The organism is Methylorubrum populi (genome assembly GCF_002355515.1).
GTDB lineage: Bacteria > Pseudomonadota > Alphaproteobacteria > Rhizobiales > Beijerinckiaceae > Methylobacterium > Methylobacterium populi_A.
Genome location: NZ_AP014809.1, coordinates 352,043 through 372,902, shown reverse-complemented (window position 1 = coordinate 372,902; position 20,860 = coordinate 352,043). Strand labels below are relative to the sequence as shown.

Genomic DNA, 20,860 nt, shown 5'->3' with positions numbered 1-20,860 from the left:
CCACGATCGACGGCCTTGCCGTTGGAAAAACTTGAAGAGGCGTGAAGCGGATTTGGATATCCCTCACGTCGAAGGGGCCGCGAGAGCGCTTGTGCTCCAGAGGCAGGCTTGTTCGAGTCGATAAGCGAATACTGCATTCAAACGGATGCGTTCCGCCTCCACGAGCGGACCGTCGAAATGGACGGCCCGGCAGCGTCCGCGCCATCCCGGCGGTATTAAATCGGGGTTGTGGAGCGCGTGGTCGGAGGCCTCGGCGAAGAAGCTGCGATCTCCGCCATCAAGGTAGCTCTCCGCCGCCAGACCTTCCGCGAGCAGGATGTCATGCGCATCGAGCTCGACATGCCAGTAGGCGATATCGGTCACTGTCTCTCGCCGGATGGTGGTGCCGTTGATCAGGCAGAGGATCGGCACGAGCGCCTCGCTTCCATCGGCCGCCTCGATCAGGACGGGGTGGCCGGGTGAGAGGAGAAGATCGCGCCTAGGACGCGGGTGGCCTTCGCCGTTCCAGCCGAAGGCGCCCGTGCGAATGCGGATCGGGGCCTGATCCGGCGCGATGGGCCTGTCGGGCGAGCCGAGCTGCCGATGCCCGATCCAGCGGATGACGCGGCGTCCGCCTCCCGCAGTCAGGGCGATGTCGCCGACGCGCAAGCATTCGACCGGGACCTCGACGGGACCGCCGTCGCGCATCAGAGCGATCCGGGTACCTGTGGTGAAGCAGACCGGAGGCCCGGAAAACTCGATCGCCTCGATGTTTGTCAGGCGGTCGGTTGCGCCGGTCAGCTTGTTCACGGCGAGGGTCGCACCGTCCGGGCCTCGCGAGATCGCGAAGTCACTGGCGGTGCCGGCAAGGTAGACCGTATCGGATCCGGAACCGCCGTTGATCGTGTTGCCGTTCCCGTTCGTGAAGAATGTATCGTTTCCGCTGCCGCCGATGGCCTTGTCGATCCGCGTGTCGAGGGCGATGCCGATGTTGTTGACCAGGGTTCCGTTCTCGCTCGCGCTGCTGAATGTTCCTGGGGCCAGGTTGATCGTACTGTTTGTCCTGAATCCCGAAACGTCGAGCGTGTTGCCAATCCCGCGATTGTAGATCGTTAGGACGGGATCGAGGTTGTTTGTGAAGTCGTAGAATTGGCGGGATGTGCCCGCGATGTTCGTGTTGAATCCGTATGTCTGGCCGCCTGCGAAAGTGTTGCTTGTCGAGGCACCGTAGATGCGCTGCATGCCGAGAATGTCGAGCATCATCGGCGTTTGGGAGTGAAGCTCATAGATCTCGCCGGAATTATTGGTTGACCAGTTGGTGCCCTTAACCGGACTCAACGCGTTGAACGCGCCCGAGGGATCATCCGGCTTCACATACGACATCACCGACCAGAGTTGGCTGTCGTAGACGCCCGATTGCGCCGAAAAGTCCGCGCCGTTGTATCGACCCGCATGGCCGAGGCCCAACGCATGACCCGTTTCATGGATCACCGTGCTGAGGGTGTAGGCGGCATCCGGAGAGAAGCTGTCGAAGTTCTGATCCGGCGCATTGATGCTGACGTGGAGTTGTCCGCCTCGCGAATCGGGGGAATTCTGTGATGGAATCGCAGTGACCCCTCTCCCCGTGGCGGAGGCGCCGTTGCTGGGTACGAAGGTGATCCCGGCCCCCTCGTTCGTCGGCTCGAAACGGATGCCGGCGGATGCGATGCTGTCGGTTTGTCGAAATTGGATGTTCGCGACATCGGACCAGAGATTGAGGGCCGCCGCGTACGCCGCCTTCTCCTGCTCCGAGAGGCCCGATGCGAAAGCATAGGTGACGGTGCCGGCCCCCGTGCCCGCCGGACTTGATGCGGAGCGCACCACGCCATCCCCGTCATTGTTGAATTTGGAGAGCCAAGCCCGGCCAAGATCCTCTCCCACGCTCCAGGTGAAGTACGTGTTGGCGGCGATGGCTCCGTTCCCGTCGATGCCGGTCAGAAACGTCAGCTCGTCCCTTTGGCCTGTCGTCAGATCCGCCATGTCCGCCTGTCTCGTCCTCGAACTCGAAGCGCGCACCGAGAGGTGCTCCTCGGTTTGTCGAACGAGGCACGAAAATTGACACGCGGCGCGTTACCGGTCCCGCCGACGCGCCGAAGGCGCAGTCGCTTCCCCTTCGTGGCCTCGAGACCGAGCGATCGACGCCATCGGCGGAGGCGGCGAGGTGAATCGCCGTTTCGAACGGCTCCAAACCCCGAATCGTGCGTTGAGGGGCGGCGGCCGGTGCACCGTCTGCGGGCGTTTGGTGCGAGGAGCTCTGATCGCACCGCCGGCCGCAGATGGAGAGACACAGCGATGGCAGATCACAGCCCACGCCTGACCACGGCCTTCGGCAACCCGATATCCGACAATCAGAACTCGCTCACTGCCGGCCCGCGCGGCCCGGTGCTGATGCAGGACTATCACCTCATCGAGAAGATGGCGCACTTCAACCGTGAGCGGATCCCGGAGCGGGTGGTGCACGCGAAGGGATACGGCGCCTACGGCACCTTCCGGCTGACCAAGTCGCTCAGCCAGTACACGCGCGCCAAGGTGCTGACCGAGGTCGGCAAGGAGGTGCCGATGGTGGCCCGCTTCTCGACCGTGGGCGGCGAGTCCGGCTCGGCCGACACCGCCCGCGACCCGCGCGGCTTCGCCCTCAAGTTCTACACCGAGGAGGGCAATTGGGATCTCGTCGGCAACAACACGCCGATCTTCTTCGTGCGCGACGCGATCAAGTTCTCCGACTTCATCCGCACCCAGAAACGCGACCCGCGTACCCACCTGAAGCCGCACTGGCGCCGCTGGGACTTCTGGAGCCTGTCGCCGGAGGCGATCCATCAGGTGATGTTCCTGTACTCGGATCGCGGCACGCCGAAATCGGCCCGCTTCATGAACGGCTACGGCTCGCACACCTTCTCGCTCTGGAACGACCGCGGCGAGCGCTACTGGGTGAAGTTCCACTTCCACACCAAGCAGGGCATTCAGAATTTTTCGGCCGACGAGGCCGATGAGATCGCGGGTAAGGACCCGGATTTCTCGTCCGCCGACCTCTCCAACGCCATCGAGCAGGGCGACTTCCCGAAATGGAAGGTCTCGGTTCAGATCATGCCCGAGCTGGAGGCCGACACCTACCGCATCAACCCGTTCGACCTCACCAAGGTCTGGCCGCATAGCGACTACCCGCTGATCGAGATCGGCGAGATGGAGCTGAACCGCAATCCCGACAACTACTTCGCCGAGATCGAGCAATCGGCTTTCGAGCCCTCGAACGTGGTGCCGGGCATCGGCTTCTCGCCGGACAAGATGCTGCAGAACCGGGTGCTGTCCTACGCCGACGCCCACCGCTACCGGCTCGGCGTGAACTATCAGCAGATCCCGGTGAACCAGGCCAAGAATGCCTCGGTGCAAACCTATCACCGCGACGGGGCGATGCGGACCGACGGTAATCACGGCGCTCAGGTCGATTACGAGCCGAACTCGTTCGGCGGGCCGAAGCAGGATCCCTCGTTCAGCGAGCCGCCGCTGCGCATCAAGGGCGATGCCGGCCGCTACGGCTGGCCCGGCGACGACGAGGACCTCTACGGACAGCCGAAGCTGTTCTGGACCAAGGTGCTCGACGAGGGCGGCCGCAAGCGGCTCATCGAGAACATCGTCACCTCCATGGGCGACAGCCCGCGCCACATCCAGGAGCGGATGATCGCCCACTGGTTCAAGGTGCACGAGGATTTCGGCCGCGGCGTCGCCCAGGGGCTCGGGATCGACTCTGCGCGGGCCGCCGCCGAGTAGTAAAATCAAGTTTATTTTGAATACAGAGGTTCCGGCTTCCGTCGGTGCCTCTTTTTTGTGCGGATGCGGGGAAGCCTTGTCTTTTAGGCCACTTGGAAGGCCGGAAACATCGTGCTTATAGCGTCGGCCAAGGTCGCGCGGTTCGTCACGCGCGTGCCAGGACAACAGGGAGTGCCACGATGGCTGCAAGCGCAGCGCCGGCCTGGACCGGGCAGACGGCGGAAGCCAAGGACCTTTACGAGCTCGGTGAGATCCCCCCGCTCGGCCACGTGCCTGCCAAGATGTACGCCTGGGCGATCCGCCGCGAGCGCCATGGGCCGCCGGAGCAGTCGCACCAGCTCGAAGTGCTTCCCGTGTGGGACATCGGCGACGACGAGGTGCTCGTCTACGTCATGGCGGCGGGCGTGAACTACAACGGCGTCTGGGCCGGCCTCGGCGAGCCGATCTCGCCCTTCGACGTGCATAAGGGCGAGTACCACATCGCCGGATCGGACGCCTCGGGCATCGTCTGGAAGGTCGGCGCCAAGGTGAAGCGCTGGAAGGTCGGCGATGAGGTCATTGTCCACTGCAATCAGGACGACGGCGACGACGAGGAGTGCAACGGCGGCGATCCGATGTTCTCGCCGACCCAGCGCATCTGGGGCTACGAGACCGGCGACGGCTCCTTCGCCCAGTTCTGCCGGGTGCAGTCGCGCCAGCTGATGCAGCGTCCGAAGCACCTCACCTGGGAAGAGGCCGCCTGCTACACGCTGACGCTCGCCACCGCCTACCGCATGCTGTTCGGCCACGCGCCGCACACCGTGCGTCCGGGCCAGAACGTGCTGATCTGGGGCGCCTCGGGCGGCCTCGGCGTGTTCGGCGTGCAGCTCTGCGCGGCCTCGGGCGCCAACGCCATCGCGGTGATCTCCGACGAGTCGAAGCGCGACTACGTCATGAGCCTCGGCGCCAAGGGCGTGATCAACCGCAAGGACTTCGAGTGCTGGGGCCAGCTGCCGAAGGTGAACAGCCCGGAGTACAACACCTGGCTCAAGGAAGCCCGGCGGTTCGGCAAGGCGATCTGGGACATCACCGGCAAGGGCAACGACGTCGACATCGTGTTCGAGCATCCGGGTGAAGCGACCTTCCCGGTCTCGTCGCTGGTGGTGAAGCGCGGCGGCATGGTGGTGTTCTGCGCCGGCACGACCGGCTTCAACATCACCTTCGACGCCCGCTACGTCTGGATGCGCCAGAAGCGGATCCAGGGCTCGCACTTCGCCCACCTCAAGCAGGCCTCGGCCGCCAACCAGTTCGTCATGGACCGGCGGGTCGATCCCTGCATGAGCGAGGTGTTCCCCTGGGACAAGATCCCGGCCGCGCACACCAAGATGTGGAAGAACCAGCACCCGCCGGGCAACATGGCGGTGCTCGTCAACTCGACCCGCGCCGGTCTGCGCACGGTCGAGGACGTGATCGAGGCCGGTCCGCTCAAGGCGATGTAAGCCGGCCTACGTGACACGAAGAAGCCCGCGCATCCCGGTGGATGCGCGGGCTTCTTTCGTTTGAGGACACACCCAGCGGTAGAACAGCTTCGAGAAGGCGTCGCCACCGCGCGTCCTCACCTCTATCCGTTCGCGGCAGAAGTCGTTGGCCGGGCTGTCGCGGAACAGACCTGCCGACCTGGCGACGGATGCGATCGCCCGCTTGATCTGCGGGTGGTTCTGCGGAGTCCGTCCGAGGAGCGTGATGCCGTGAGGCGGCCTGCGCGTTGTTCGAGGCCGCGAGCACGACCCGGCACGCCTCGTAAAGCCGGCCGGATCGAACGATCGCGAGAGGTGCGGCGAGCGGCCTGCCGTTCGACCTCAGGCCTCGCCGCGGGCGACGAGCGCCTCGTATTCGGAGACTTCGAGGCGGCCTTCCCTCGCGACCCGCGCCTTGTCCTCGTCGCTGATCACGTCGCCGGCGAGGTCGAGCCGCTTCCAGGCCGCAAGCGGCGTCTCGCGGTCGGGGCGGGGCACGTACTTGTTCTGCTCGAGCTTCTTGTACTTGTGGATGTAGCGCGGGCAGTTGACCCAGATCTTGGTCACATCGACCTTCACGAGGTACTTCGCTTCCGTGTACTCGGACATCAGCGGATCATCGCGCAGCAGCGAGGCGTGGCCCTGCACGCGGATGCGGTGCGGCGTCTCGAAGTCGATGAACAGGAGGCCGACCTTGGCCTGTCCGGCGATGTTGCCGACCGAGTAGAACATCCCGTTGCCGTCGAAGCCGGGGAAGACCAGGGTCGAGCCGTCGACCACCTTCACGAAGCCGGTCGGGCCGCCCTTGTAGGAGACGGTCGGCATGCCGTCGGGATCGACGGTGGACAGGAAGAACATGTCGCGCGAGCCGATGAAGGCCGCTTCCTCCGGCTGGACCGTCTCGTGCACCCAGTCCTCGTCGAGGCGCACGGCGAGCTTGGTCGTGCCGAATTCCTCTTGGAGCGCGCGATGCGCCTCCGAATAGAGCGATGCCATCAGCGTCTCCTGCGGGGCCCGTTGCCTCGGGCCTCCTCGGACAGCGTTTAAGGCAAAGTCGCGAGGGCGCAAACGGGGCCATGAAAAAGGCCGGTCACGCTCGCGCGAACCGGCCCTCTTGCTCAACGGAAGAGGCCGAGCGAAGCACGGCCTCCCAATTCGCAATCAGTTCTTGGTCTTGTCGACCAGAGCCTTCTCCGAGATCCACGGCATCATGCCGCGGAGCTTGGCGCCGACTTCCTCGATCGGGTGGGCGGCGAGCTTGGCGCGGGTGGCCTTGAACGAGGTCTGGCCGACCTTGTTCTCCAGCATCCAGTTGCGGGTGAAGATGCCCGACTGGATGTCGTTGAGGACGCGCTTCATCTCGGCCTTGGTCTCCGGCGTGACGATCCGCGGGCCGGTGACGTACTCGCCGTACTCGGCGGTGTTCGAGATCGAGTAGTTCATGTTGGCGATGCCGCCCTCGTAGATGAGGTCGACGATCAGCTTCACCTCGTGCAGGCACTCGAAATAGGCCATCTCGGGGGCGTAGCCCGCCTCGACGAGCGTCTCGAAGCCGGCCTTGATCAGCTCGACGAGGCCGCCGCAGAGCACGGCCTGCTCACCGAACAGGTCGGTCTCGCACTCTTCCTTGAAGGTGGTCTCGATGATGCCGGCGCGGCCGCCGCCATTGGCCGAGGCGTAGGAGAGGCCGAGGTCGTGGGCGTTGCCCGAGGCGTCCTGGGCGATGGCGATCAGGGTCGGCACGCCGCCGCCCTTTAGGTACTCGCCGCGCACGGTGTGGCCGGGGCCCTTCGGGGCGACCATCAGCACGTCGAGGTCCTTGCGCGGCTCGATCAGGTTGAAGTGCACGTTGAGACCGTGGGCGAACAGGAGGGCGGCGCCCTGCTTCATGTTGCCCTCGAGCGACTCCTTGTAGATGTCGCCCTGAAGCTCGTCGGGGGTGAGCATCATCACCACGTCGCCCCACTTCGCGGCGTCGGCGACGTTCATCACCTTGAAGCCCTCGTGCTCGGCCTTCTTGGCGGTGGCCGAGCCCTCGCGCAGCGCGATGACGATGTCCTTCACGCCCGAATCGCGCAGGTTGAGTGCGTGGGCGTGGCCCTGGGAGCCGTAGCCGACGATGACGACCTTCTTGCCCTTGATCAGGTTCAGGTCGGCGTCGCGATCGTAATAGACGCGCATGGTGGTGTCCTCTTCGGTTGGATGGTTTCGGTTCAGGGTTTCGCCTGGCCGTAGAGGGCCAGGAACTGCTCGACGGCACGGGCCGCGTCGCTCCGGATCCCGGCGGCGTCGAGATCGAGCGCGTCGCCGAGAAGAAGTCTGATCTGGATATCGCGGCCGACCAGACCGAAGAAGGTCCGGAAGGCCGCCTCGCTGTCCTCGAAAGCGAGGAGGCCCGCCGCACGGCCGGCCTCCAGCACCGGCTTCACCCGCTCGCCGATGGCGAAACGGCCATTCGCCAGCACGATGCCGCCGAGATTGCTCCTGCGCGAACCGGCCTCGGCGATGGCGATGCGGTTGAGCGCCACCGAGGTCGGGCTGCCGATCACCGCGAGCCAGCTCTCGGCGAAGTCGAGGAGGTTGTCGCGCAGGGTCGTCGCGTCGAGGCCGCTGACCTCGTAGCGGCCGGCATGAACCTGCGAGGCCTGCCAGCGCACCGTCGCGGTCAGGAGCCCGTCGCGGTCGCCGAACCACTTGTAGAGCGTCTCCTTCGAGCAACTCGCCCGGCGCGCCACCGCATCCATGGTGAGCGGATCACCGCCATCGACCATCAGCGCCAGCGCTGCGTCCAGCACGGCCTGCTGACGCGGGGAGGGCAGATCGGTCGAAGGCTGGTCGGTCTTGAGGGAGTTCGCCTGCATGATCCGATGATGAACAGTACCGTACCGTACGGTACGCTCTCCTAAACGACCCGATCCGACGCGGCAAGGCGACGGCTTCATATTCCGCCGTCGGTGTCCCCGTCACGATTCTGTCGCGACCGTGCGGAAGCCGCTTGCCGAGCGCACGGCCTCAGCGTATACGGCCCTCCGTCGCCACGGCGACGCCCGTGCCGCGCTTCCGCAGGCGGCACAGTGGGGCTCGGGTGCGTAGCTCAGCGGGAGAGCATTCGCTTCACACGCGAAGGGTCACAGGTTCGATCCCTGTCGCGCCCACCACGCCCTCCACTTTTTTCAAACTCGATCTTGTCCGCTTTGTCGGTTGCATGGGTTTGACCCCTCGCCGGCTGCGTGGTGATCTTCGCCCCGATTCGCACCCCTTGCGACCGAGCGGAGACACATTTGCCGGCCCTCATCCTCATCGCTGCCGTCATCAGCGGCGTGTTGTTCTGGCTCCTGCGGGCCCATTACACGGTCAAGCAGCTCAAAGAGGTCGATCAGGACACCAAGGGGCTGCAGCGGCGGGCGAGATCTGTGTTCGAGAGCATCGTCGGCACCCCGCTTCAGCGAGTGAACGATGTACGCCTCGCCGCCGTGATCCTCATGATCCAGATCGTGCGCACCGGCTCCCCGGTAACTGCCTCTGAGAAGACCCGCATCCTCGAACTGATGGAGAATCCGCTGGAGATCCAGTCGATCTCCGCGACCTTCGAGCGGGCTTGGCGCTACACGCAGGAGCGGCGCCCCTTCTCGCTCGTCGCCGATCCGCTGCTGCCGCTGTTTCGCGAGAAGCTGACGGAAGCCGAGCGGATGCAGCTTGTGGACATGCTGACCAAGGTCGCCTCGGCCCATTCCGCGCCCAGCGAATTGCAGCGCGAGGCGCTGGTGCGACTCAAGCGGCGGCTCGCCGGCGGAAAGCCGGCTCTCGCGACGAACCGCGCCGGCCATTTCAACTGAGCGGCGCTGTGCTCGCATCGGAAGCAGAGCTGTTCGTGTTCACGGCGCAGGCGGTGGCGGGCGAGAACTTGTCCTACCGGGCGGGCGCTCGACACGCCCTGCTCGTCTTTGCCACCGCGCCTGATGCGGAGCGGGCGGCGCGGATGGCCGTGGAGCAGGTGACGGCCGAAGGCTGGCTCCACGTCGACCTTCTGCGCAGCAAGGTGATGTCGAACGCGACCGACCACATCACGGACGACACCGTCCGAGCGGCCGCGGAGAGCGCCCTGTCGGACGGCTGTGCCTTCATCATCTACGGCATTCCGATGAAGCCCGACGCCTGAGGCGCCGGACCACATTTTCACACCCCTCCCGGCTCAGAGCGGGATGTTGTCGTGCTTCTTCCAGGGCTGCTCCATCTCCTTGGTGCGCAGCATCCCCAGCGCCCGCGCGATCCGCTTGCGGGTGGAATGGGGCATGATCACCTCGTCGATGTAGCCGCGCTCGGCCGCCACGAAGGGCGAGAGGAAGCGATCCTCGTATTCCTTCGTGCGCTCGGCAATCTTCTCCTCGTCACCGATCTCCGCCCGGAAGATGATCTCGACCGCGCCCTTGGCGCCCATCACCGCGATCTGCGCCGTCGGCCAGGCGTAGTTGAGGTCGGCGCCGACATGCTTCGATGCCATGACGTCGTAGGCGCCGCCGAAGGCCTTGCGGGTGATGATGGTGACGAGCGGCACGGTCGCCTGCGAATAGGCGAAGAGCAGCTTGGCACCGTGCTTGATCAGGCCACCATATTCCTGCGCGGTTCCGGGCAGGAAGCCCGGCACGTCGACGAAGGTGACGATCGGGATCGAGAAGGCGTTGCAGAAGCGAACGAAGCGCGCCGCCTTGCGGGAGGCGTCCGAGTCGAGCACGCCGGCCAGAACCAGCGGCTGGTTGGCGACGAAGCCGACGGTGCGGCCCTCGATCCGGCCGAAGCCGGTGATGATGTTGCGGGCGTACGCCGCCTGGATCTCGAAGAAGTCGCCCTCGTCCACGACCCGGCGGATCAACTCGCCCATGTCGTAGGGCTTGTTCGGGTTGTCCGGGATCAGGGTGTCGAGCGACTTGTCGAGGCGGTTGACGTCGTCGAAGCTCTCGATCTCCGGCACGCCCTCGATGTTGTTGGCGGGAAGGAAGTCGAGCAGGCGGCGGATCTGCAGGATCGCCTCGACATCGTTCTCGAACGAGCCGTCGGCGATCGACGACTTGCTGGTGTGGACCTTGGCGCCGCCGAGTTCCTCGGCGGTGACGACCTCGTTGGTGACGGTCTTCACCACGTCCGGGCCGGTCACGAACATGTAGCTCGTGTCGCGCACCATGAAGATGAAGTCCGTCATGGCCGGCGAGTAGACGTCGCCGCCGGCGCAGGGCCCCATGATGACCGAGATCTGCGGGATGACGCCCGAGGCCGCCACGTTGCGCCGGAAGACTTCCCCGTAGCCGCCGAGCGCCGCCACACCCTCCTGGATGCGGGCGCCGCCGGCGTCGAAGATGCCGATGATCGGCGCGCGCATCTTCAGTGCCATGTCCTGCACCTTCACGATCTTGGCCGCGTGCGCCTCGGAGAGCGAGCCGCCGAACACCGTGAAGTCCTTCGAGAACAGGAAGACCGTGCGCCCGTTCACCGTGCCCCAGCCGGTCACGACGCCGTCGCCGGGGATCTTCTGCTTCTCCATCCCGAAATCGGTCGAGCGGTGCTGGACGAACATGTCGAACTCCTCGAACGACCCGTGGTCGAGCAGAAGTTCGATGCGCTCCCGCGCCGTGAGCTTGCCGCGCTTGTGCTGTGCCTCGAGCCGCTTCTCCCCGCCACCGAGCCGGGCTTGGGCACGACGCTCCTCAAGCTTCTCAAGAATATCCTTCATGACTCGGCGAGACTCCCTGGCAATCAAATCGTTTTTTGAATGCAGATCAGAGCGTAAGAGCTTGACCTTGCACCGATCCGTCGCCCTTAGCACGCGTTCCCGCCCTCGGGAACGGCCCGGCATGAGCCGAACGAAGTCAAATCTCGCGCCTCGCCGCGGGCGCGGTGGCCCCGGTCCGGAGACCGCGGCCACCTGCTTTCGAAGGGCCTCGTGCGGACGAGGCGGCGGGCTCACCCCTTCTTGACGAGCGGCGTGGGCTCGGGCGGTGCAGGCGGAGGCTTGGTGGCGCAGGCGGCAGCGCTCAAGGCGAGCACGGCGGCGATGGTGGCAAGGGTGACCTGCCGGATGCTGGTACGTCGAGTCGGCACGTTCGTCTCCAAAGTCAGACGAAGCGAGATTGGAGCGCGAGCAAGCCGATCCGATAGTGCAGGGAAGCGACACCGATACTTAAAAATTGAATTACAATTTCATTGCTCTAAGAACAAGCATGATGCTGATCGAGTGATCGCGAAAGTCCAGGCGATGTGCAGTGCCGTTCTCAAGCCGTCCGCTGGGCGATGACGGCGGCGGCCTCGAACTCCTTCCGGCGGTGGGCGAGTCTGGCCTCGGCCTCCGCATCGCGGCCCCAGATACTCGCCTGATAGCTCTCGTCGACATGCGCCGCCGCCCAGGCCTCGCTCGCGCTCAGGTGCCTGTGCAGCACCGCCAGCGCGATCACGAGGGAGCCGGTCAGCGTCGTCAGAGCGTGAAGCGCCGCCAGCCGGAAAGGATCGTCGACCGCATCGATCGCGGCGCGAAGTGCCGCCACGGAGCCCTCCGGCTGCTCGACATGCATCACCCCCTCGGCAAGGAATAGCCGCGCGCCCAGCGCTTGCGCAGCCCAATTCACCAACGGATCCCATGCGGCGGCCTGTTCGGCCACGAGGCGTTCCGGTGTGCCGGCGCGATAAGCCACGAGGTCGGTGCCGGCGAAGGCGCCGAGATCCTCGGCAACCGCGGCCCGGCGTTCGACGACGCCATCGATGGTCGTGTTGACGAGACGGGTCAGCGGCATCGTGCGCGGATCGATTACCGCGTCCTGCGCCCCCCATTCCGCCGCGAGCGCTTCGCCGAGCCCGAGGTCGGGGACGACGAGCGGCCGGCGGCCCGGCGTGTTGGCGCCGCGCCCATCGAGGACGAGGCGGAACCCGCCCTCGACCGGTGCGACACCGGCCTGTGCGTAGAAGCGCTTGGGCAGCGTCGGTGCCGTGCTCGCGCGGGCCGCTCTGATGGGATCAGATGCTGAATCGCCGCCGGGCTCGCCCAGCCAGTCGCGGGTCACGTCGTCGCCTGAGGTGCTCATGGCTCGCAGATAGGACGTCTCGAAGCCGCGTGCGAGTCTCCCCTGCGGTCGGGCTGCCGGCGAAGCTCGATCGATCTACGAAGCAGGGAGCCGCGGCGTGACCGGCCCGGCTCGGGAGCCGTCGAGCGGGCCGGAAAACAGGTCGCTCAAGGCGGTGGCCGAATCGACCACGGTGACGGCGCCGGCGCTGAAAAGGGCACCGGGCGCGTGGTAACCCCACCCGACGCCGATGGCCGCCACACCGGCGTCTCTGGCCATCATCATGTCGTAGGTCGTGTCGCCGATCATCACCGTCATCGACGGTTCGGCGCCGGCCTCCGCCATCGCCTGCAGCAGCATGGCCGGGTCCGGCTTGGACGGGGCGTCGTCGGCGGTCTGGATCGTGGCGAACCAGCTTTCCCAGCCGTGCTTGTCCACGAGATGATCGACGCCGCGGCGCGACTTGCCCGTTGCGATGCCGAGTTGGATGTCGTCGCGGCGATGCAGCCGCTCGACCAGCTCGGCCATTCCCGGGAAGAGCGGCTCTTCGTAGTCGGGATCGACACGCAGCGCCTGGAACGCCTTGCGATAGCTGTGGGAGAGCGACTCGATCGGTCCGGCCTCGCCGACGAGACGGCGGAATGCGTCGGGCAATGACAGACCGACGACGGAGAGGGCCTCCTTGCGCGCAGGCGCCTCCAGACCATGCTCGGAGAAGGCACGCCGCTGGGCTTCAACGATCAGATGCTGACTGTCGACCAGAGTGCCGTCGACATCGAAGACGATCAGCTTGAGCACGATGGCGGAGTCCCGGAGGCTCAAGGCCGGCGGGCGGGTGCCGGCTGCGAGGCCGGGCGGCGCTCGTAACCGAGACGGCAGCGGACGAGGAAGCGGCGGCGGGCGCCGCCGGAGAGCTTGCGGCGATGCGATTCGCGGTTGCAGGCCGCGTAAGAGATGCGGCGGCGGCGCTCCGCGGCCCGTGCGCCCTGGCTCGGCGACCGCGCTGCGGGCGCCGCCTGAGCCGGCGGTGCGGCAGGTTGGGTCTGACTCTGGGGCAGAGGTTGGGACTGTCCTTGCGTTTGCCCCTGAGCCTGCGGCTGCGACTGAGACGGGCCTTGTGCCCCTTCGCCGGGCGGCGCCGCGCCGGCCGGCGCGACGGCACAGAGCAGGCCGGCTAGCGCGACGGAGAACAGCGTGACGGCCCTCATGCGATCCTGAACCTCGTTGCACCGTCCGCCGGCGGGAGGATGACATCCGACAGGCCCGGCGACATCCCGCGCCCCGTCGTTCCGCGCGTCGGTCACCGGCTTCGCCGGATCGGACGCGGGGCGATTGAAGCACCTCACCGTGCTCCCGTCCACGCGGAAGGCTTACGATGCCAGACGTATGGCAGGAGACACGTCTTCCAAGGCGCTCCGCGCTTTCGTGAAGTGCCCGCGAGCCGGTCAGGCTTCCGGCGCCTCGACGATCGGATCGTAGCGGGCGGCGTCGAAGCCGAGCAGATTCCAGCTCTGCGCCATATGCGGGGGCAGCGGCGCGCTGACGTCGATCGGCTGGCCGCTGCGCGGATGCGGGATCACGATGCGGCGGGCGAGGAGGTGCAGGCGGTTCTGGATGCCGCCGGGAAGCTCCCAATTCTCCACGTCGAAGTATTTCGGGTCGCCGACGATGGGGTGGCCGATATGCGCGGCGTGGGCGCGCAACTGGTGCGTCCGGCCCGTCACGGGCTTCAGCGAGAGCCAAGCGAGCTTCTGCGCCGCCTGATCGACGGTGGCGTAGTAGGTGAGGGCGTGGCTCGCGCCCTCGTCGCCGTGCTTGGCCACCCGCATGCGCGCATCGGCGTCGGTCGGCTCGTCCTTGACGAGATAGGTCGAGACCCGGCCCTGCCGTGTACGGGGCACGCCCGCCACCAGCGCCCAGTAGATCTTGCGCGCGGCGCGGGAGCGGAAGCTCTTGGCCAGGGTCGCCGCAGCAAGCCGCGTCTTGGCGATGATCAGGCAGCCGGCCGTGTCCTTGTCGAGGCGGTGGACGAGGCGCGGGCGTTGCCCGTCCGGCCCGGTCAGCGCCTCCAGGAGGCCGTCGACGTGGCGCACCGTGCCCGAACCGCCCTGCACCGCCAGCCCGAACGGCTTGTTGAGGATCATCATGTCCGCATCCTCGTAGAGGATCAGCGAACGCAGGAACTCGGCATCGCCGGCGGCCTTGGCGGCGCTGCGCGGCCGATCCGCCGGCTGCTCCAGCTTGAGCGGCGGTACCCGCACGCTCGAACCCGGCTCGAGGCGATCGTTCGGCTTCGCCCGCTTTCCGTCGACCCGCAACTCACCCTTGCGGACGATGCTCTGCACGCGGGTGAAAGGCAGCTGGGGAAAGCGCGCGCTCAGAAAGCGGTCGATGCGCATCCCGGCCTCGTCGGGGGCGACGGTCAGGGTCTGGACGCCGCTCGCCAGCGTCGCCGAGGCGGCGGCACGCTGCTCGCGCCGGGTCGGACCGGCGGGCGGGGCAGGGGCCTCGGAGCGCGCGGCCCTGGTGCCAGGCCCCGTGGAAGCCGGCGGCTTCGTGCGGGCGCGCGGTGCGTCCGGCTTCGCCGCGGGGGCTCTCGGCGCACGCTGCGGGCGCGGCGGGCTCTCGGGAGCCGCGCCGTCATCCCAGGGCGAGCGGTCGCTGACATCCTCGCCGCGGTTGCGCGCGGCGCGTTGCGCGGCGTCCTTGGCGGAGGTGCGCGGCCCCGTGCCGGGGCGCGGTGCGTAGCCGCCGGGTCCGCGTTTCGCGCCGGACCCGCGATGTGGAGGACGTCCCTTCATGCGCCGCTGCTATCATCCTGAGATGACGGCGCAAAGCGCGGCGGAGGATTACGGGGCAGATTCACCGCCCGCGACTCGCACGCGACGCTGAGTCGAGAAGCCTCAGCGTCCGGTGCTGCCGCCGCCGCGGGACATTCCGGCGCCGGTCGGGCCGCCCATGCCGGTTCCGGTCTCTCCGGCACCGGCCGAGCCGCTGCTGCGCCCGGCGGTGCTGCCGCCCTGGCCGGTCTCCGAACCGCTGCCCGGCGCCTGTCCCGCCCCGCCGACTGAGCCCGCGGCCGCGCCCTGGGCACTGCCGTTCGAGCCGCTCCCGCTTGTGCGCGAACTGGCCGGACCCGCGGGATCGCCCGCGGACTGAGCGAGTGCGGCGCCCGGTGCGGTCATCAGCAGCAGTGCGGAAAAGGCCAAGCCGGTCCGTCGGCGAAAGGTCGGACGGATCGTGGTCGGTGTCGCGGACATGCGGAAGCTCGCCTTGGAAGGTGGGCGATACCCACCGGAAAGGTTCCGGGACATGTGCGGATCGCGGGTGAATGTTCCGCGTCGGAGCGGTCGCGTCAGGCCGCGAGCCGCGCTGCCTCCAGGGTGAGGCCGAGCCCGACCGAGCCGAACGTGTCGCCATCGACGACCCGCGCCGCCGGCACGCAGGCGGTCAGCGCCGCGCGCACATGCGGCAAACCGGTCGAACCGCCGGTGAGGAACAGCGCATCGATCCGGTCAGCGGACAGCCCCGCCTGATCGAGGCAGCGATCGATCCGCTGCGCCATCCGGCGCGCGAGTTCGTCGGTGTGCCCGGCCAGCCGGCTGCGATCGACGTCGGCGGAGAGGCCTGCCTCGACCCAATCGAGATCGACCGTGCCGGTCCCGGCGTCGGAGGCCGCGATCTTGGCGCCCTCCACCGCCATGGCGAGCGAGTGCCCGCGTTCCGCCTCCACGACGGTGCGCAGACGGCCGACGAGTTCCGGCCGGGCCGCGTCACGCACGACTTCGTCGATCTCACGCAGGGTCTTGGAATTGTAGAGCCTGTTGATGCTCGACCACGTGGCGAGGTCGTGGAAATAGGCGTTCGGCACGGCGAGGTCGGCCCGCTTCATCGGGCTCCCGAGCCCGAGGAGCGGCATGACCGCACCGAGGCTCAAGGAACGGTCAAAATCGGTGCCGCCGATGCGGATGCCATCATTGGCCAGGATATCGTCGGCCCGCTCGTCGCGCCGATGTCGCTCGGGCGAGAGCCGGACGATGGAGAAGTCCGAGGTGCCGCCGCCGATATCGGCAATCAGCGCGATCTCCTCCGTCGTGACCGTGCGCTCGTAATCGAGCGCCGCAGCGATCGGCTCATACTGGAATCGGACGTGGCGGAAGCCGATGCCCTCGGCGATCTGCCGAAGCGTGTCCTCCGCCTTGCGATCGCCGGCCGGATCGTTGTCGACGAAGTGGACCGGGCGACCATGGACCACCGTATCGAGTTCGACGCCGGCCTCCGCCTCGCCGCGCGCCTTCACCAGGGTGAGGTAGCGGGCGATGACATCGCGGAACCGGATGCGCTCGCGCCCGACCGGCGTGGTTTCCTCAATCAGGGGTGAGCCGAGCACCGATTTGAGCGCCCGCATCAGCCGACCCGGCGTGCCCTCGACATAGGCCTCGATCGCCGCCCGCCCGATCTGCGGTTCGCGGCCGGGCGCGAAGAAGATCGCGCTCGGGAGTGTTCGGTGCGCACCCTCAAGCGGTACGAGGACCGGACGGTTTCCCGCGCCGATCCCGAGGGTGGTGTTGGACGTGCCGAAATCGAGGCCGCAGGCCGCCATGGGGACCGGATCGCTTGGATGCTCAAGGGGAGGGCGGCCCCGTTACGGTCCCAGACCGCCGAGCGCAATCCCCGATCCGCTACACCGACGGCCCGATCCTCATCTCCCCGAGCCGAGATAGCGGCGGCGCAAATGCGCCAGGAAATCTTCCGCACCGAGCGGCTTTCCGGTTGCGGCGATCAGCAATTCGTCGGTTTCCAGCAGGCTCGCACGGGCATGGACGTTCTCCCGCAGCCAATCGCGCAATCGCGAGAAGTCGCCCTCCGCCAGGGCCGGACGGATGCCGGGATGCGCGGCGCAGGCGGCCTTGAAGAGCTGTGCGGCGGCCAGCGCTCCGAGGGTGTAGGTCGGGAAGTAGCCGAAGCTTCCGCCGGGCCAGTGGATGTCCTGAAGACAGCCGTGCCGATCGTCGGGTACGGTCAGCCCCAGCAACTCCCTCATCCCGTCGTTGAAGGCGGCGGGCAGGTCGGCCACGGCGAGGTCGCCCGCGATCATCGCCGTCTCCAGGCGATAGCGCAGCAGAATGTGGGCCGGGTAGGTCACCTCGTCGGCATCCACCCGGATGAAGCCGGGCTCGACGCGGGTGTACAGGCGGTGCAGATTCTCCGCATGCCAGGCCGGACCCGCGCCGCCGAAGGCCTGGCGCAGGGTCGGCGCGAGATAGGCGCAGAATTCGGCCGAGCGGCAGGCCTGCATCTCGACGAGCAGTGACTGACTCTCGTGCAGACTCATGCCGCGGGCCCGGCCGACCGGCTGGTGACGCCACGCGGCCGGGCGGCCCTGCTCGTAGAGGGCATGGCCGGTCTCGTGCAGCACGCCCATCAGCGCGCCGGTGGCGCTCGCCTCGTCGTAGCGGGTGGTGATGCGTACGTCGTCGGTTGCGCCGCCGCAGAACGGGTGCAGGCTGACATCGAGCCGCCCGCGCGTGAAGTCGAACCCGACGGCTCGCATCAGCTGCAGACCGATCTGCCTCTGGACCCCGACCGAAAACGGTCCGGGCAGCGGCAGGGGAGGGGCTTCCGCCGCCTGCCGCTCGCGCACCGCGACGACGAGTTCCGGCAATACCCCGCGCAACTCCGCGAAGATCGGATCGATGCGCCCGCGCCGCATGCCGGGATCGTAGCCATCCAGCAGCGCGTCGTAGGGATCGAGCCCAAGCGCGGCGCCCTTGGCTTCGCCGACGAGACGCTGCAGCCGCAGCACCTCCTCGAGATGCGGGCGCAGCCGGGCGAAGTCCGAATCGCGCCGCGCCTCACGCCAGATCATCTCGCAGCGCGTCGTCGCCTTCGAGGCCGCGGCGACGAGATCTCCCGGCACCGCCGCCGCATGGGCATAGGCTCGGCGCATCTCGCGCAAATTTGCCCGCTCCCATTCACCGAGCTCGGTCTCGGTCTCCGCCGCATCGAACCACTCGGCGTTTCGGGGATCGGTGAGGATCTCGTGGGCGAGCACGCTCAGCACCGCCATCTGCTCCCCCCGAGTCTCGGAGGCGCCATCCGGCATCTGGGTCTGCGTGTCCCAGCCGAGGATTCCGCTCGCATCCTCCAGAGCGCCGAGGCGGGCGAAGGTGGTGGTGAGCGTCGTGTAAGCCTGCATGATCGGTCGAGATCTCCCGGTGTTCGCCCTTGAGGGTCAGTCCTCGCCGCGGCGCTCCTGCCGCAGCCGTTCCCAGTAGGCGAGCCGGTCCCGGTAGCGAGTCTCCATGCCCCGATCGGTCGGCTCGTAGAAGTGCTGGCGCCCGAGGGCTTCCGGCCAGTAATCCTGACCCGAGAAAGCCTCGGGCTCATCGTGATCGTAGCGGTAACCCTCGCCGTAGCCGATCCGCTTCATCAGTCCCGTAGGGGCGTTCAGGATGGTGCGCGGCGGCGCGAGCGATCCGGCGGCCTTCGCCACCCGCGTCGCCGCTTTATAGGCAGTGTAGACGGCGTTCGATTTCGGCGCACAGGCGAGATAGACGGTGACCTGCGCCAGAGCGAGTTCGCCCTCGGGCGAGCCGAGGAAGTCGAACGCGTCCTTGGCAGCGTTCGCCACGACCAGGGCCTGAGGGTCGGCGAGCCCGATATCCTCCACCGCCATCCGCACGAGCCTCCGGGCGATGAACAGCCGGTCCTCGCCCGCATCCAGCATCCGACAGAGATAGTACAGGGCCGCATCCGGATCCGAGCCGCGTACGGTCTTATGCAGAGCGGAGATGAGGTTGTAATGTCCCTCCTGCGCCTTGTCGTAGATCGGCGCCCGTCGCTGCACGAGGGTCTGGAGCGTTTCCGCGTCGAGGGTCTCGCCGGGGCGTGCCGAGCGCCAGACTTCCTCCGCGAGCGTCAATGCGGCGCGCCCGTCCCCGTCGGCCATACGGATCAGCGCGGCGCGCGCCTCCTCGTCGAGGGGGAGGGGCTGGCCGTCCATCGCCTCGGCCCGTGCGAGCAGCCGGGCCAGGGCCGCCGCGTCCAGGGCACGGAACAGCAGCACCCGGGCGCGCGAGAGAAGGGCGGCGTTCAGTTCGAACGATGGGTTTTCCGTCGTCGCGCCAACGAGCGTGACGGTCCCGTCCTCCATGACCGGCAGGAAGGCATCGAGCTGCGCACGGTTGAAGCGGTGGATCTCATCGACGAACAGCAGCGTACCCTGACCCGTAGACCGGCGCCGACGGGCTGCCTCGAACACCTTCCGCAGGTCGGCGATGCCGGAGAAAATCGCGGAGATCTGTTCGAAATGCAGGGCGGTTTCATGAGCGAGAAGCCGCGCCACGGTCGTCTTGCCCGTGCCGGGCGGACCCCAGAACACCAGCGAGCCGAGCGAGCGCGATGCCAGCAGCCGCGTCAGCGCCCCATCGGGCCCGGTCAGATGCTCCTGCCCCACGACGTCGGCGAGACGGCGCGGGCGCAGACGATCCGCGAGGGGCCGGGGGGCGCCCGTCTCGAGGCCGGCGGAAACGAACAGGTCGGACATGCGTGGCATCAACACCGCAGCCCGCTCCATCCGCAAGAGCCTTGAAGGCCGGATGCTCACTTCCCACGCTGAGCCGGCTTGTGGGACCGCGCGCCGCATGCTAGGGCGCGTCCCGTCGATACGACACCTCTGCGGAGAGGTGGCAGAGCGGTTGAATGCACCGCACTCGAAATGCGGCATGGGTGCAAGCCCATCGGGGGTTCGAATCCCCCCCTCTCCGCCAAGTCGTCCCCAAGTCCATGCGATAACGGTATCTTTTTGATTCCGTAGGCTTCTGAGCGCGCTCCTGCTACGAAGGAGTGCTACGAAGCCATGAGGCAGATGGTGGGTTTGGTCCAGCTTCGGGGCATCTTCTATTTCCGTCGTACCATCCCGGAAGCGCTGCGCGCCGGCATGCCGGCTGTGCTCGGAACGGCAGGGCCTGGGATCTTCGATGAGAGCGCTCCTGTCTCGCTGAAACGGAGCCGAGCGGGCCGGGAGTTCCGGGTCAGCCTTGCAACCCGCGATGAGGATGAGGCACGAAGCCGGGCTCGCAGGCTGGACGGCGAAGCCGACGCACTGATTCGCGTTGCCAAGCGCCACATCACACTCAGCGCCAAGCCGAAAATCTCTGAACTCGACGATACGGCCATTCAGGGCTTGGTCACGACCTTCCGCCATCGCAAGCTCGCTGCGGATGAAGCTCGGCGACGCGGCGCTGAACCCCTGTGTCGTGAGGCATTCGACGCTCTCGGGCAGGAGATCGCTGCAAGGGAGGCCGAGTTGCGTGACGCCAACACGCGCGGCGACTGTGCTGCCACCCACTTCGATATCGATGCGATGATGACCGTCCTCGATGCCGGATTGAACATCGCGTTCGGGTCACCTGCGGATCGACGCCTCTATCTGGCGTTCGTCGAAGCCGAACTCGAGGTGATGACCATCATCAGGGATCGGCAAAGCGGGGCGACGGACCGACACCGGTGCTGACCGTGAGCGACCATCCT

At 67.2% G+C, this 20,860-nt stretch carries 18 protein-coding genes and 2 tRNA genes; 7 read left to right on the top strand and 13 right to left on the bottom strand.

Annotated elements, in window-relative coordinates:
- Nucleotides 1-63 precede the first annotated feature (63 nt).
- On the bottom strand, nucleotides 64-1,998 hold the full coding sequence (locus tag MPPM_RS01675; protein WP_096483310.1) for a Hint domain-containing protein: 1,935 nt from the start codon (nucleotides 1,996-1,998) through the stop codon (nucleotides 64-66).
- A 312-nt stretch (nucleotides 1,999-2,310) separates the two neighbouring features.
- On the opposite strand from MPPM_RS01675, the gene MPPM_RS01670 reads away from it, so the two are divergent.
- Together MPPM_RS01670 and ccrA are read left to right on the top strand one after the other, a co-directional pair.
- Nucleotides 2,311-3,783, top strand: a complete 1,473-nt coding sequence (locus MPPM_RS01670; RefSeq protein WP_096483307.1) for a catalase — start codon at nucleotides 2,311-2,313, stop codon at nucleotides 3,781-3,783.
- 179 nt (nucleotides 3,784-3,962) lie between these two features.
- Complete coding sequence (ccrA, locus tag MPPM_RS01665; protein WP_096483305.1) at nucleotides 3,963-5,261, top strand: crotonyl-CoA carboxylase/reductase; 1,299 nt, start codon at nucleotides 3,963-3,965, stop codon at nucleotides 5,259-5,261.
- Nucleotides 5,262-5,621: 360 nt separating this feature from the next.
- On the opposite strand, the gene MPPM_RS01660 is transcribed toward ccrA, so the two are convergent.
- From MPPM_RS01660 to MPPM_RS01650, 3 genes are all read right to left on the bottom strand, one after another.
- Nucleotides 5,622-6,275, bottom strand: a complete 654-nt coding sequence (locus tag MPPM_RS01660; RefSeq protein WP_096483303.1) for a pyridoxamine 5'-phosphate oxidase family protein — start codon at nucleotides 6,273-6,275, stop codon at nucleotides 5,622-5,624.
- A gap of 165 nt (nucleotides 6,276-6,440) precedes the next feature.
- Nucleotides 6,441-7,460, bottom strand: a complete 1,020-nt coding sequence (gene ilvC, locus MPPM_RS01655; protein WP_012452298.1) for a ketol-acid reductoisomerase — start codon at nucleotides 7,458-7,460, stop codon at nucleotides 6,441-6,443.
- Between the two features lie 32 nt (nucleotides 7,461-7,492).
- The gene (locus tag MPPM_RS01650) at nucleotides 7,493-8,140 is read right to left on the bottom strand and encodes a TetR/AcrR family transcriptional regulator (RefSeq protein ID WP_096483301.1); all 648 of its coding nucleotides are present in this window, start codon (nucleotides 8,138-8,140) and stop codon (nucleotides 7,493-7,495) included.
- A 222-nt stretch (nucleotides 8,141-8,362) separates the two neighbouring features.
- Here MPPM_RS01650 and MPPM_RS01645 point away from each other — a divergent pair.
- The 3 genes from MPPM_RS01645 (at nucleotide 8,363) to MPPM_RS01635 (ending at nucleotide 9,438) form a co-directional block, all read left to right on the top strand.
- Nucleotides 8,363-8,437, top strand: a tRNA-Val gene (locus MPPM_RS01645).
- Nucleotides 8,438-8,560: 123 nt separating this feature from the next.
- Nucleotides 8,561-9,115 carry a tellurite resistance TerB family protein gene (locus MPPM_RS01640; RefSeq protein WP_096483298.1) on the top strand — a complete coding sequence of 185 codons (555 nt, stop codon included), beginning with the start codon at nucleotides 8,561-8,563 and terminating at the stop codon, nucleotides 9,113-9,115.
- A gap of 8 nt (nucleotides 9,116-9,123) precedes the next feature.
- Entirely contained in the window at nucleotides 9,124-9,438 is a 315-nt protein-coding gene (locus MPPM_RS01635) for a hypothetical protein (RefSeq protein WP_096483296.1), read from the top strand.
- 33 nt (nucleotides 9,439-9,471) lie between these two features.
- Here the strand turns inward: MPPM_RS01635 and MPPM_RS01630 are convergent, their stop codons facing one another.
- From MPPM_RS01630 to MPPM_RS01590, 9 genes are all read right to left on the bottom strand, one after another.
- Complete coding sequence (locus tag MPPM_RS01630; RefSeq protein ID WP_096483294.1) at nucleotides 9,472-11,004, bottom strand: acyl-CoA carboxylase subunit beta; 1,533 nt, start codon at nucleotides 11,002-11,004, stop codon at nucleotides 9,472-9,474.
- Nucleotides 11,005-11,234: 230 nt separating this feature from the next.
- Nucleotides 11,235-11,372 carry a hypothetical protein gene (locus MPPM_RS28450; protein ID WP_173807863.1) on the bottom strand — a complete coding sequence of 46 codons (138 nt, stop codon included), beginning with the start codon at nucleotides 11,370-11,372 and terminating at the stop codon, nucleotides 11,235-11,237.
- Between the two features lie 170 nt (nucleotides 11,373-11,542).
- Nucleotides 11,543-12,346, bottom strand: a complete 804-nt coding sequence (locus MPPM_RS01625) for an ATP12 family chaperone protein (protein WP_096483292.1) — start codon at nucleotides 12,344-12,346, stop codon at nucleotides 11,543-11,545.
- 75 nt (nucleotides 12,347-12,421) lie between these two features.
- Nucleotides 12,422-13,123, bottom strand: coding sequence for an HAD-IA family hydrolase (locus MPPM_RS01620; protein WP_096483290.1), 702 nt, complete (start codon nucleotides 13,121-13,123; stop codon nucleotides 12,422-12,424).
- 647 nt (nucleotides 13,124-13,770) lie between these two features.
- Nucleotides 13,771-15,126 carry an RluA family pseudouridine synthase gene (locus MPPM_RS01610; protein WP_096483285.1) on the bottom strand — a complete coding sequence of 452 codons (1,356 nt, stop codon included), beginning with the start codon at nucleotides 15,124-15,126 and terminating at the stop codon, nucleotides 13,771-13,773.
- A 102-nt stretch (nucleotides 15,127-15,228) separates the two neighbouring features.
- The gene (locus MPPM_RS01605) at nucleotides 15,229-15,585 is read right to left on the bottom strand and encodes a hypothetical protein (protein WP_096483282.1); all 357 of its coding nucleotides are present in this window, start codon (nucleotides 15,583-15,585) and stop codon (nucleotides 15,229-15,231) included.
- A gap of 95 nt (nucleotides 15,586-15,680) precedes the next feature.
- Nucleotides 15,681-16,928, bottom strand: coding sequence for an Hsp70 family protein (locus tag MPPM_RS01600; protein WP_096483280.1), 1,248 nt, complete (start codon nucleotides 16,926-16,928; stop codon nucleotides 15,681-15,683).
- Nucleotides 16,929-17,027: 99 nt separating this feature from the next.
- On the bottom strand, nucleotides 17,028-18,524 hold the full coding sequence (locus MPPM_RS01595) for a carboxypeptidase M32 (protein WP_096483278.1): 1,497 nt from the start codon (nucleotides 18,522-18,524) through the stop codon (nucleotides 17,028-17,030).
- Between the two features lie 36 nt (nucleotides 18,525-18,560).
- Entirely contained in the window at nucleotides 18,561-19,874 is a 1,314-nt protein-coding gene (locus MPPM_RS01590; RefSeq protein ID WP_096483276.1) for a replication-associated recombination protein A, read from the bottom strand.
- A 133-nt stretch (nucleotides 19,875-20,007) separates the two neighbouring features.
- Here MPPM_RS01590 and MPPM_RS01585 point away from each other — a divergent pair.
- A tRNA-Ser gene (locus tag MPPM_RS01585) sits at nucleotides 20,008-20,097 on the top strand.
- Nucleotides 20,098-20,186: 89 nt separating this feature from the next.
- The gene (locus MPPM_RS01580) at nucleotides 20,187-20,843 is read left to right on the top strand and encodes a DUF6538 domain-containing protein (RefSeq protein ID WP_096483273.1); all 657 of its coding nucleotides are present in this window, start codon (nucleotides 20,187-20,189) and stop codon (nucleotides 20,841-20,843) included.
- Nucleotides 20,844-20,860 lie beyond the last annotated feature (17 nt).